Genomic DNA, 12,441 nt, shown 5'->3' on the forward strand with positions numbered 1-12,441 from the left:
CTATCGTGATCCCTATGCCTCAGAAGTTTGAATCCCTCTAGCTTTCCTGCGGACGAATGCCCGAGCCTCGAACGCCCAGTTACATTTCTTTTTCCTATGAATCAGGAAGAACCATAATCAAGTACTTCTTTCCGTCCTCTTCTTCTATCCCATATTGTTCAAATCCGCATTTTGAAAGAAAGAGACTCCATTCGATGTGCTCATATGGAAGACCAGCAAAGATTACTTTTTGCATCGTTTTCCTATGGGCTTCGATTACTTCTCTTCCAAACCCTTGTTTTCTGCAGCCTGGCTTAACCACAATCGTTCCAATCCAAGGTTTCATGTTTGAACTAGCACTCGGGTGTACACAGCTTATCGCTACAGGCTCATCGTTGTGCATCCATTTCGTCCATTCACAGCCGATACCTACATATGTTTGAATGTAAGAAACTAACTCTTCCTTTGTAGGTTGCCTCCCTATTTCAGTTACCAACCATGACGTATCATCCTTTGTCCAATGATGAAGCAGCGCTGCCTGTCCATCGTCAAATACTTGCTTCGTCAACATTATGTTGAAGGTTTCTTTAAATAATAGTTTTGATCGATAGCAGGCTGAATATAGTGTTCTTGAACCTGTCGATGAAATGATTCGTTCCCGACGAAAAGCGTGGTTTTCTTAAGGATATCGATCGGTTGGTTATCGACTGTCGTGCAGATGCCACCAACTTCTTCAATAAGGATTTTTCCTGCAGCAAAATCCCAAGGAGCCAGCCTTAATGAAACATACCCATCCAATCTGCCTGCCGCTACATAAGCCATTTCGATCGCTGCGCTTCCATACGATCTCGTTCCTCTGATCTTCTTTAAGAGAGGTGAGAACGTTCTCGGATCGATTCGATGGTTCTCAGTCACCCATGTTGCATTAATTGCGAGAAGAGACTCAGATAAGTTCACTGGCTTAAGGGGACTTTGCTTCTGATCATTAATAAACAACCCTTCTCCTTTTTTACAATGATAGAGCTCGTCCTTCGTCACATCGTATATTAATGCTACCTTTCCTATTCCGTCCTCATAAATTCCAATCGATATTGCAAAGTTGGTTTGTTGGTGAACGAAATTCATCGTACCGTCGATGGGATCAAGGAACCATATCACTCCTTTTACATCTTCAATCTCATCCCCAAAGCCTTCTTCTCCCATAATGCGATGATCAGGATAGTGGTTGTTGATTTTTTCTATAAAAAATTTTTCTGTTTGTTTATCGATATCCGTAACCAGGTCGTTCGGGTTGCTTTTTGTATGAATGTTGAAGGAAGTCTTAAAAGAAGCAACAATTTCTCGACCAGCTTCACGAATCCATTTCTTTGCATCTTGATAAATGTTCTCCATGTTAGTCTGCTTTGTCATGACTCGAACTCCTTTTAGCTTTGTCTACTTCTTATTATGACAGGAAAAAAAGAAAAAACGAACCTTTTTGCAAGGTTCGCCTCCTTATGCCTCGAGTCGAATCATTTCTTTCCTCAATTCTTCTAGCTTTACTTTGCACTTGAGAATTCCGTCCTTGTCACTTGCAATCATCGCATCGTGTAGTGTTGCCAACTCATAATCAATTTCCATTTTCAAAACCGGAATGCGCTTCTCTGCCTCGTTTCTCTGCAAAGACTGAATCACTTGTTTCATGGTAACCTACACCCCTCTCATAGTTTTCATCAAAGCAGTAGTCTGTGGCTCTCAAGGGTACAAGACTGAATATTCTGACTTTTCTGCTTTCAGCTTACTTTATCTTATGCCTCGAAGGCTAAGTATGCAACCTCTTTATTTACTAGTATTTTTCCTCTTTCACCTATCTTTCAAACCTTTAAGTGCGCATCGTTCGTCAAACTTCATACACTTTGTCGTTTTATGGTACACTATTTTCATAAAAAATTGACTTATTGGAGGAAATTATGTCATTTAACGGTTTTACATCAACTGATTTTAAAACGTTTGATATCGAAGGTCTCGAACCGCGGATGGAAGCGATCCAACAACGCATTCAGCCTAAATTCGAGGAAATTAGTAAAGAAGTGAAACGTGACCTTGAAGCACTTGTAGGAAATGAAATGTATCTGCATATTGCCAGACACTTAAGAAGAACAAAAAATCCACCGGCTGACACTTGGATGGCTTTCGCTCATAACAACCGTGGCTATAAGAAACACCCACACTTTCAAATCGGCCTTTTCGACGACCATGTATTTGTGTGGTTAGCTTATATTTATGAGCTTCCTGGCAAAAAAGACATGGCATCTATGATGCTTTCGAACATTGACCGATTGAAAGAGACGATTCCATCTTCTTATATGGTATCGACGGATCATACGAAGAAATCCGCTAGCAAGTCTATTCAAGAAGTAGACCTTGAAGAGGTGCTAACTCGATTTAGAGACGTGAAGAAAGGTGAATTCTTAGTAGGAAGACACTTTAAGAGTGATGATCCCCTTCTACAAGATGGTGAAACGTTCATTGAGACCGTTAAAAACACGTTCGAGACACTCGTGCCGATCTACCACCTTTCGATGAAAGAAGAAATAACAAAGGAGGGGTGATCCCCCTCCTTTACTTATTCATCATGACCTTCTCCCGCTCAGTTTCTCTTGCTTCCTTAACGGTATGGTATGTTGAATAACCTGTATCCTTATCAAACTGCTTAAACATCTGCTTCTCTTCAGATTTAGAAGGAACAACTTCCTTAAAATCTGAATAGGTACTGAGTACCTCTCCTTTACTAACTCCCCTCTCGTATGCTTTCTCAATGGTTTGAAAAAATTGTACGACCTTGATGACTTCCTCTTTACTCCAATCGATTGAAATCGGATATTCTACGTTCATGTGATGACCCCTTTCTGTTCACTCCATTTTTCAACCACTTTACTCGCCTCTTCGTCAAATCGATCAAATAGCTCAGCAACTGTCGGCACATCGTGAATCGATCCGATTACTTGCCCTGCCCAGGCAAATCCATCTTCGTCTTTACCTTCATAAATAAAACGCTTATTCGCTTCACCGCTTATGTAATCTTTCAAACTTTCATAGCCTTCTTGCCTTGTCTCGATTTCTTGGATTCGATCTGCAAATTGATTCCTAATCACTCTTGCAGGCGCTCCGAGGCTTCTCTTAATAATAACAGTATCTGTTTCTTTACTCGATATGATTCTATCCTTATATGCTTTATGCGCATGTGTACATTCTTTTGTTGCAATAAATCTCGTTCCCATCTCGATGCCTTCTGCACCTAAAGACAGCGCGGCCATCAGTCCCCTTCCATCTCCAATTCCTCCTGAAGCAATCACGGGAATCGTTAAAGCCTCTACAACCTGAGGAACAAGAACCATCGTGCTGGTATCGTCTTTTCCTAGATGACCTCCACCTTCTTGTCCAACTACCATAACAGCATCTGCACCCAATTCTTCAGCTTTTACAGCTTGCCTTTTACCAGCTGTCAATACGAGGACCTTCGTATTCGTTCCTCTGACCATATCGAACACTGGTTTAGGATTCCCTCCCGTAACCGAAATGATATCGACACCTTCATCAAGTGCAGCCTCAACCATATGTTCAAACGGTCTACCATGCTGTCCGATCGCAAAATTAACGCCGAATGGCTTTGCGGTTTTTCGTTTCGTGAGGTTGATTTCCTTCCTTAATAATTCCGGAGTATCCATGGACATCGCGGTAAGCTGTCCAAGACCACCCGCATTACTTACTGCTGAAGCAAGTTCATGATACGCTAAATACGCAAGACCTCCCTGAACGATCGGTCTTTCAATTCCTAGTAAATTCGTTATACGAGTATTCCACTTCATGATGATCTCCTCCTTTTCTACATTGTTCTAGAATGTAGCTTAAAACCCTTTAATTACTAGAGAGGGAGGATACCTACTTAAAATAAAACTTGCAAATATCGAGTGATGTGATTATACTCAGTTTGTTTATGGCATTATTAGTTAGAAATCCTTGTCTGTTTTTCTCAAGGATTCCTTATAGAGTATAGATAAAGAGGTGCTTGCTTTGCAACAAAACGAAACACCATTATTTACTGGTTTATTAAAACACGCGCAAAAAAACCCAATTCAATTTCACATACCCGGCCATAAAAAAGGAACCGGAATGGACCCTGAATTCAGATCGTTTATTGGAGATAACGCGCTTTCGATCGATTTGATCAACATCGGTCCTTTAGATGATCTCCATCACCCGCACGGTATGATTAAAGAAGCTCAAGAGCTTGCTGCTGAAGCATTCGGTGCGCACGCTACATTCTTTTCTGTTCAAGGAACGAGCGGCGCGATCATGACGATGGTCATGTCTGTTTGTTCACCAGGTGAGAAAATTATCGTCCCAAGAAACGTGCATAAATCCGTTATGTCAGCAATTATTTTTTCTGGAGCTACACCAGTGTTTATCCATCCGGAAATCGATCCTAAGTTAGGGATCTCCCATGGCATTACTCCTGACGCTGTAAAAAAAGCATTGGCTCAGCATCCGGATGCAAAAGGTGTGCTGGTTATAAATCCTACCTACTTTGGTATTTCTGCGAACCTTGAGGAGATCGTTTCGATCGCACACAGCTATGACGTACCTGTCCTTGTGGATGAAGCGCACGGGGTACACATTCACTTCCATGATCGCCTGCCTTTATCTGCAATGCAAGCTGGTGCAGACATGGCAGCCACTAGTGTCCATAAGTTAGGCGGATCTATGACGCAAAGCTCTGTGTTAAACGTAAAAGAGGGATTAGTATCAGCTAAGCGTGTGCAGACGATCATCAGCATGCTTACGACTACTTCAACATCTTACCTCCTACTCGCATCACTCGACGTTGCACGTAAGCGATTAGTTACTGATGGGTATGAGCTCATCGATCAAGCAATTGAACTGGCTGAAAAAACGCGTAAGCAGATCAATGAAATCACACCGCTTTACTGTGTTGGAAAAGAGATCATCGGGACGAATGCAACGTATGATTACGACCCGACTAAGCTGATCATCTCTGTCCATGACCTTGGAATCACTGGGTACGAAGCTGAAATCTGGTTACGAAAAGAAGCGAACCTTGAAGTAGAACTCTCTGACCTATACAACATACTGTGTATCGTTACCCCAGGAGACAACGAAGAAACAACTTCTGCACTTGTTTATGCTTTAAAAGATATGGTGGAAGCATTTCAAGAAGCAATAGGCTCTAATCCTGAGGTAGTTGCCGTTCATGTTCCTGATATACCAGTATTAGCCGTATCCCCTCGTGATGCGTTCTACGCTGACACAGAGGTCGTCCCGATCAAAGAATCAGCAGGCAGGGTCATCGCTGAATTTATTATGGTGTATCCCCCTGGCATTCCAATCTACATTCCGGGGGAAATTATTACTGAAGAAAATCTAACGTATATAGAAGAAAATATTGAAGCTGGCTTACCAGTTCAAGGCCCTGAAGATGATGAATTAAAAACATTACGAGTGATAAAAGAATACAAAGCAATCAAATAAAAGAAGAGGTGGCGAATGCCACCTCTTCTTTTATTTCTTATTTGCGGTCTTTCTTATTGCATTCTGGACATCTGCTATACAAAGTACTCACTTTATCTTCAATTACATGATCGATTGTTTTTTCACACGTTTGGCATATGATAATTCCCATATCTAACACCCCTCAAAGTAAGTTTTGAAAACGCTTCCGTTTTGCTTATCTCCATAATAGTGTGTCACAATTGTTTTGTCAATACTATATTGTATATCACATTAAGAAAGTTTGTTCCAATTTTTAGTGATATTAGGCGCATACAATTTACATATGTTAGCTATGTAATAATTGTCAGAAAACGATTTGGCAGGTACACTATATTTATATGAGAGGAGGAATTACGTTTGCCGCAAAGTGCCTATGTTGCTCCTAAATCTAAGGAGGATCTTGACTTAAATGTAGTGAAATCGTTTCTAATCTATTATAAGGAGATCACCGAAAAAACAGGGAAACAGCTTTCTTGGGATTATGGAACTTCCGCATTTCCGTATAACATAATGGGTCATGATGAGAATTGGTTTTATTTAAAAGGTACATCGGAAGAATACCGTGGAATCGTTATCGGTTTAACAGAAGACGCCCTTCAGATCGTTCTACCAGACTATGCGACACATGGAGATAAAGCTAAAGCAAACGAACTATGTAAATTCCTCGCAAAAAAAATGAACGGTGACCTGACGTTATTTAATGGCAGGACGATGTATACCACAAAAAAATAACCAGCCGGAGTGGCTGGTTATTTTTTATGCTCTATTTAGTTTAGTTCAATATCGATGGTTTCTGGATCGATCATGCTATACCCTTTGTCTCTTAATCCTTTTACGATATCAGCTAGACCTGCAGCAGTCCACTCACGATCGTGCATCAACAGGTTAGCGCCGTCTTGAAGAAGAGGCGTATTTACCATGATATCTGTAATACCTTCTTTATTTTGATATTCTTTATTCCAATCATATCCATATGTCCAGTTCATCAAGAGCATTCCCTCTTCCTTCACTAATGCTTTTGAAAAGTCCGTGTTGGAACCGAATGGTGCTCTGAAAAACGTTGGACGCTCTCCGATTACTTCTTCGATCATATCACTAAGTTTCACAATTTCCTCACGCTGTTTTTCTTCTGATAATGACTTTAAATCTGCATGACTCATCGTGTGATTTCCAATTTCAAATCCCATTTCATGAATTTCTTTTACGATCGCCTTTTCTTCTTCAGTATCCATAAAATGACCATTCACAAAAAAGATAGCAGGTGCCTCGAGTTCCTTCAACGTCTTTGCCATGTCGAGTGCATGCTTGTCAGGTGCATCGTCGATCGTTAGAAGAACAGCTTCTGATGGCGCATCATTAATTGGTTCAAAGCCCCAGAAAGCTGTGTTTAATTTATACTTCTTTACAACTTCCTCCTCTACAACGGGCTCATCTTCTTTTGCTTCTTCATTTTTTTCGTCTTTATCTTCTTCTACTTCATTTCCTTCTGTTTGTTTTGCATCTTCCTCGGTTGCAACTTCTTTGTCTTTATTTTCTGCAGTCTCCTCAGCATTAGAATTTGCATCGGTGGAACATGCAGCAAGAAGAACCAACACAAGAACCGATAAGATTTGAATAGCTTTCCTCATTCTCTCCCTCTCCCCTTCACCTAGTCTTTATCTATCATAAACGAATGTATAGGAAGTAGAAAGAGAAGAATGTCACATTTAACCAATCGTTCCTTTTTGCTAATTCAATCATTATTCTGACTAATTTTCTGCCATGCCAAAATACTTTACAAGCAAAAAATCAACCCATATACTAGAGAACGTGCCTTTTTCTGTACGGTAAATTGGCGAGGCAAAATCAGGTGTCGTGGCTAACGTTCGAATATTTTTTTCATCCCGGGGGCAACATTTAGTACACATAGTTTTTATTTTCTTTTACATTACCCGGTAGATTTCCATGTTTGAATAACAATTTAAAAGTGTTGATTGAAAGGTGTGATTTACAATGAGTAAGCTTACGAGAGTATTTATGATCTCTGCAGCTTTGACCCTTATCTTCATTATATGGGGTACGTTCGCTCCAGAGTCTCTCGATTCTTCTACATCCTCACTTCAAACCTTTCTACAGGTGAAGTTTGGATGGTTCTATCTACTAGCAGCTTCTGCATTTCTTATCTTTGCGATCTATCTTATCTTTTCTAAATTCGGTAGAATTCGTCTAGGTAAAGATACTGACCGACCAGAGTACAGTACGATTACATGGTTCGCCATGTTGTTCTCTGCAGGAATGGGTATTGGTCTAGTATTCTGGGGTGTAGCTGAACCAATGTTTCACTACTATACACCGCCAGCTGGCGCATCACCTGAGTCTGATGAAGCAGCAAGACTTGCATTCCAATATAGCTTCTTCCACTGGGGCTTACACCCATGGGGGATTTACACAGTAGTTGCTCTTGCTCTTGCCTACTTTAAGTTCAGAAGAGGAGCACCAGGGGTTGTAAGTGCTGTATTCCATCCATTACTCGGTGACCGTGTATACGGTCCGCTTGGAAAGCTAATCGATGTAATCGCAGTTTTCGCTACAGTATTTGGTGTAGCGACGTCATTAGGTTTCGGGGCATCTCAAATTGGCGGAGGAATTTCATATTTAACCGACATTGAGAACTCATTTATGACGCAATTGATGATTATTCTAATCGTCACAGTGCTTTATATGATTTCGGCAACAACTGGTATATCTCGAGGCATTAAATATTTGAGTAATACGAACATTGTCCTTGCCATACTGCTAATGTTCTTTTTGCTATTTGCAGGACCAACAAACTTTATTATGGACTTGTTCACTTCAACGTTAGGTTCCTATATTCAAAACCTACCAAGTATGAGCTTGCGCATGCGTCCATTTGAAGGATCTTCTTGGATTCAAAGCTGGACGATCTTCTATTGGGCATGGTGGATTGCATGGGCACCATTTGTTGGTACGTTTATTGCACGTGTTTCCAAAGGTAGAACCATTCGTGAATTTGTATTAGGTGTACTTCTTGTACCGACGATTTTCGGTGGCCTTTGGTTCTCAGTATTCGGCGGTTCTGCCATCTCACTGGATATGGCAGGAACAGGCGTTTACGACATTATTAGTGATCAGGGTATGGAAGTTGCATTATTCGCTGTCCTTGAGCAGTTCCCACTCGGTACATTTATGTCGATCATCGCTATTTTGCTTATCAGTACGTTCTTCATTACATCTGCAGACTCTGCTACGTTCGTTCTTGGTATGCAAACAACAAACGGCAGCTTAAACCCTTCAACTGGTGTTAAGCTTACATGGGGTGTCATCCAGTCGTCCGCTGCGGCAGTATTGCTGTGGTCAGGTGGACTAGGTGCTCTTCAAACAGCATCCATCATTGCTGCATTCCCATTTGCTATCATCATTATCGGGATGATCATATCGCTATTGAAAGCATTTAAGGAAGAAAAACTTCCAGCTCGCGCACCAAAAAAAGATGAATAACATCATCTAAAAACGTAAAAGAGTACGGATCCTAGAAGGATCCGTACTCTTTTTTTATACTAAAAACGATGTTTAGAGATAGTATGATTTAGAGATTCTCCAATCATTATCATGCTAGGGTTGAAAAACTAGACGGTGTGATAAACCATTTCCATAATGGCAAACAACAATGTTGAGGCGAGCGTGATGAGAGCTACCGTTTTCACTTCGGGAATCATTCTAACTGTATATGTAATGATAAAATATAAAAACATGAGGACCATGATCCCTTTAAAGAAAAGTCGATCTTGGGATGATAGGTGCAGAATGACGACTAAAGCACTCCAAGAAGCTACGTGAAATAATAGAACAAACAACATTCTTCCCAAGTCCACTCACCTCCACTTTAGCTATATGCCCTTCGTACAAGCGGTATTCTTATAGTACACACAGTACTCTTATATTTACTACAAAAAAGCCCTGCGAATTCACTAGGGCTTTTGAAATAATCAAGAAAGCGTTTATAGCTATCTACTAATGGAACAGTGAGATTTCCGTTCCAGGATGCTTATTTTAAGGATAAATCAATTTGAAACGAATTAAAAACCCTGGTGAACTCACCAGGGTTTATGTTCTATCTATTATGCGATGTGAATTGGTGTACCAATCGCTACCTCAGCAGCTTCCATCGTAATTTCACCAAGAGTTGGGTGAGCATGGATTGTAAGAGCGATATCTTCAGCTGTCATTCCAGCTTCGATTGCAAGGCCAAGCTCTGCAATCATGTCAGAAGCATTAGGACCAGCAATTTGTGCACCGATTACAAGACCATCTTCTTTACGAGTGATAAGCTTCATGAAGCCTTCACTATCGTTTAGAGATAGTGCACGGCCGTTAGCGCCGAATGGGAACTTAGATGCTTTCACATCGAAGCCTTCATCTTTTGCTTCTTGCTCTTTGTAACCAACTGAAGCTAGTTCTGGTTCACAGAATACAACTTCAGGAATTGCAAGGTAGTCGATTTCAGCAGCTTCGCCACTAATTGCTTCAGCAGCAACTTTACCTTCGTAAGAAGCTTTGTGTGCAAGTGCTGGACCTTCAACAATATCACCGATTGCGTAGATATTATCGAAGTTTGTACGGCACTGCTTGTCGATCTTAACAAGACCTTTTTCAGTCATTTCGATTCCGAGCTCTTCAAGACCAATTTCTTCAGTGTTCGGCTTACGCCCAACAGTTACAAGAACGTAGTCAGCATCGAATGTCTTCGTTTCGCCTTTGATTTCTGCTGTAACTGTAACACCTTCATCCGTTTCTTCAACGCCTTGAGCCATTGCTTCAGTAATGATGTCTACATTACCTTTCTTCTTAAGGCGACGAGAAACAAGTGTGCTCATCTGCTTTTCGAATGTAGGAAGGATTTGCTTAGAACCTTCAAGGATCGTTACTTCTGTACCGAAGTTCGCATACACAGAACCAAGTTCGATTCCGATATAACCTCCACCGATCACTACCATCTTCTTAGGTACTTCATCAAGTGCTAGAGCACCAGTTGATGAAATGACGCGTTTGCTCCATTTGAAGCTTGGAAGTTCGATCGGACGAGAACCTGTAGCAATAATACAGTTGTTGAACGTGTATGTTTGAGAGTTCTTATCATCCATAATACGAACAGTGTTCTTATCTACGAAGTAAACTTCTCCACTGATTACGTCTACTTTGTTCGCTTTCATCAAGCCTTCAACGCCACCAGTAAGCTTGTTAACAACTGAAGTTTTCCACTCTTGTACTTTCTTCATGTCTACTTTTACGTTTTCAGAAGTGATTCCGATATCTTCGGAATGCTTAGCATCTTCGTATTTGTGTGAAGCATTGATTAGCGCCTTTGAAGGAATACATCCAACGTTTAGGCAAACGCCACCAAGAGTACCCTTGTCTGCGATTGCAACTTTTTGACCAAGCTGTGCAGCACGAATTGCTGCAACATAGCCTCCAGGTCCGGCTCCTACTACAAGTGTGTCTAGTTCGATTGGAAAATCTCCTACTACCATAATTTTACGCCTCCATCATTAAGAGTTGTGGATCGTTCAACAGACGTTTGATGTGGTTAAGTGCCAATTGAGCAGTAACACCATCGATCAATCTGTGGTCGTAACTGATTGATAGAGCAAGTACTGGAGCTGCAACGATTTCACCATCGATAACAACTGGCTTCTCTTCAATACGACCGATTCCAAGAATAGCAGCGTCAGGGTTGTTGATAATTGGCGTGAACCATTGTCCACCAGCAGAACCCAAGTTAGAAATTGTGCACGTGCTACCTTTCATATCGTCCCCTGATAGTTTACCATCACGAGCTTTTTTAGCCAACTCATTAATTTCCGCAGAAACATTAAGGAGTGGTTTACGATCTGCATCTTTCACGACAGGAACAACGAGTCCAGCGTCTGTGTTTGCAGCGATTCCGATGTTGTAGTAATGCTTGTGTACGATTTCATCAGTGGAATCATCAATTGAAGCATTTAGCATTGGGAACTCACGAAGAGCTGAAACAAGTGCTTTTACAACGTATGGAAGATACGTCAACTTAACATCTTTGTCTGCAGCGTACTGCTTAAACTTCTTACGGTGAGCTACAAGATCGCTAACAACGACTTCGTCCATATGCGTTACGTGAGGAGCAGTGTGCTTAGAGTTTACCATCGCTTTAGCGATCGCTTTACGCATACCTTTCATCTTCTCACGAGTTTCAGGCTGAGCTGATGCTGCAGGTGCAGAAGTTGTTGCTGCTGCCTCTTGCTCTTGACCCTTCGCTTCTGTTGTTTCTTCTTTCGCTTCTGGAGCTGCAGCTTCTTGACCGCCGCCACTTAGGTGGTTATCGATATCTTCTTTAAGAACTCGGCCGTTCTTACCAGAACCAGATACTTTAGAAATCTTCACACCGTTTTCGCGAGCATACTTACGTACAGCTGGCATTGCGATCACACGCTTAGTAGGGTCAGCGTCTTCTTCTGTATCTTCAGAAGGTGTTGATTTCGCTTCAGAACTTTCATTTTTCGGAGCTTCTTCTTTAGGCTCTTCTTTTTCTTCAGCTTTAGGCTCTTCAGCAGCTTCTTCTTCGGAATCATCCTCATAGCCTTCTGCATCGAATGTGATTACTACATCTCCAACGACTACTGTTGCTCCTTCTTCAGCGTGAACGTCTTTAACAGTTCCGTCTACAGGAGAAGGAATTTCAACAACAGCCTTGTCATTTTGTACTTCTGCAAGGATATCGTCTTCTTTTACTTCGTCACCTTTTTTAACGAACCACTTTACGATCTCACCTTCATGGATACCTTCACCGATATCCGGCATTTTGAATTCATATGCCACAGGACTTCGCCTCCTATTTGTAAAAAATTTGCTTATATAAGGTGTGAAGCGAAGTGCGGA

Annotated in this window: 14 protein-coding genes; 4 read left to right on the forward strand and 10 right to left on the reverse strand. The window is 41.3% G+C overall.

Features of this window, described 5'->3' with window-relative positions:
- Positions 1-94: 94 nt before the first annotated feature.
- From ACXADT_RS15645 to ACXADT_RS15655, 3 genes are all read right to left on the reverse strand, one after another.
- The gene (locus tag ACXADT_RS15645; protein ID WP_474831841.1) at positions 95-550 is read right to left on the reverse strand and encodes a GNAT family N-acetyltransferase; all 456 of its coding nucleotides are present in this window, start codon (positions 548-550) and stop codon (positions 95-97) included.
- Positions 550-1,389, reverse strand: a complete 840-nt coding sequence (locus ACXADT_RS15650) for an inositol monophosphatase family protein (RefSeq protein WP_474812235.1) — start codon at positions 1,387-1,389, stop codon at positions 550-552. The genes ACXADT_RS15645 and ACXADT_RS15650 overlap by 1 nt, the downstream gene beginning before the upstream one ends.
- Before the next feature lie 84 nt (positions 1,390-1,473).
- On the reverse strand, positions 1,474-1,662 hold the full coding sequence (locus ACXADT_RS15655; RefSeq protein ID WP_270181729.1) for a hypothetical protein: 189 nt from the start codon (positions 1,660-1,662) through the stop codon (positions 1,474-1,476).
- A 266-nt stretch (positions 1,663-1,928) separates the two neighbouring features.
- Here ACXADT_RS15655 and ACXADT_RS15660 point away from each other — a divergent pair, with 266 nt between their 5' ends.
- Positions 1,929-2,570 (forward strand): YktB family protein, encoded by a 642-nt coding sequence (locus ACXADT_RS15660; RefSeq protein ID WP_270181728.1) that lies wholly within the window; start codon positions 1,929-1,931, stop codon positions 2,568-2,570.
- A 10-nt stretch (positions 2,571-2,580) separates the two neighbouring features.
- Here the strand turns inward: ACXADT_RS15660 and ACXADT_RS15665 are convergent, their stop codons facing one another.
- Both ACXADT_RS15665 and ACXADT_RS15670 read right to left on the reverse strand, forming a co-directional pair.
- Positions 2,581-2,853 carry a UPF0223 family protein gene (locus ACXADT_RS15665; protein ID WP_270181727.1) on the reverse strand — a complete coding sequence of 91 codons (273 nt, stop codon included), beginning with the start codon at positions 2,851-2,853 and terminating at the stop codon, positions 2,581-2,583.
- A complete protein-coding gene (locus ACXADT_RS15670; RefSeq protein ID WP_474831843.1) occupies positions 2,850-3,827 on the reverse strand; it encodes an NAD(P)H-dependent flavin oxidoreductase in 978 nt (325 codons plus the stop codon). Before ACXADT_RS15670 ends, ACXADT_RS15665 begins: the two co-directional genes overlap by 4 nt.
- A gap of 205 nt (positions 3,828-4,032) precedes the next feature.
- Here ACXADT_RS15670 and ACXADT_RS15675 point away from each other — a divergent pair, with 205 nt between their 5' ends.
- Positions 4,033-5,508 (forward strand): aminotransferase class I/II-fold pyridoxal phosphate-dependent enzyme, encoded by a 1,476-nt coding sequence (locus ACXADT_RS15675; protein WP_474831845.1) that lies wholly within the window; start codon positions 4,033-4,035, stop codon positions 5,506-5,508.
- 37 nt (positions 5,509-5,545) lie between these two features.
- On the opposite strand, the gene ACXADT_RS15680 is transcribed toward ACXADT_RS15675, so the two are convergent.
- A complete protein-coding gene (locus ACXADT_RS15680; RefSeq protein ID WP_270181724.1) occupies positions 5,546-5,659 on the reverse strand; it encodes a GapA-binding peptide SR1P in 114 nt (37 codons plus the stop codon).
- A gap of 227 nt (positions 5,660-5,886) precedes the next feature.
- Between ACXADT_RS15680 and ACXADT_RS15685 the strand changes: the two genes are divergently transcribed.
- Positions 5,887-6,261, forward strand: coding sequence for a DUF1885 family protein (locus ACXADT_RS15685; protein WP_270181723.1), 375 nt, complete (start codon positions 5,887-5,889; stop codon positions 6,259-6,261).
- 35 nt (positions 6,262-6,296) lie between these two features.
- On the opposite strand, the gene ACXADT_RS15690 is transcribed toward ACXADT_RS15685, so the two are convergent.
- Positions 6,297-7,157: a polysaccharide deacetylase family protein gene (locus ACXADT_RS15690; protein WP_270181722.1), complete on the reverse strand. Its 861-nt coding sequence runs from the start codon at positions 7,155-7,157 to the stop codon at positions 6,297-6,299.
- 364 nt (positions 7,158-7,521) lie between these two features.
- Between ACXADT_RS15690 and ACXADT_RS15695 the strand changes: the two genes are divergently transcribed.
- A complete protein-coding gene (locus ACXADT_RS15695) occupies positions 7,522-9,027 on the forward strand; it encodes a glycine betaine uptake BCCT transporter (protein ID WP_270181721.1) in 1,506 nt (501 codons plus the stop codon).
- A gap of 128 nt (positions 9,028-9,155) precedes the next feature.
- On the opposite strand, the gene ACXADT_RS15700 is transcribed toward ACXADT_RS15695, so the two are convergent.
- The 3 genes from ACXADT_RS15700 to ACXADT_RS15710 all read right to left on the reverse strand — a co-directional run bounded on the left by ACXADT_RS15700 (position 9,156) and on the right by ACXADT_RS15710 (position 12,381).
- On the reverse strand, positions 9,156-9,395 hold the full coding sequence (locus ACXADT_RS15700; protein ID WP_270181720.1) for a hypothetical protein: 240 nt from the start codon (positions 9,393-9,395) through the stop codon (positions 9,156-9,158).
- Positions 9,396-9,647: 252 nt separating this feature from the next.
- Positions 9,648-11,057 (reverse strand): dihydrolipoyl dehydrogenase, encoded by a 1,410-nt coding sequence (lpdA, locus tag ACXADT_RS15705; protein WP_270181719.1) that lies wholly within the window; start codon positions 11,055-11,057, stop codon positions 9,648-9,650.
- 4 nt (positions 11,058-11,061) lie between these two features.
- On the reverse strand, positions 11,062-12,381 hold the full coding sequence (locus ACXADT_RS15710) for a dihydrolipoamide acetyltransferase family protein (protein WP_270181718.1): 1,320 nt from the start codon (positions 12,379-12,381) through the stop codon (positions 11,062-11,064).
- Positions 12,382-12,441 lie beyond the last annotated feature (60 nt).

The sequence above is a fragment of the Anaerobacillus sp. ABR4_321 genome, from assembly GCF_056158505.1.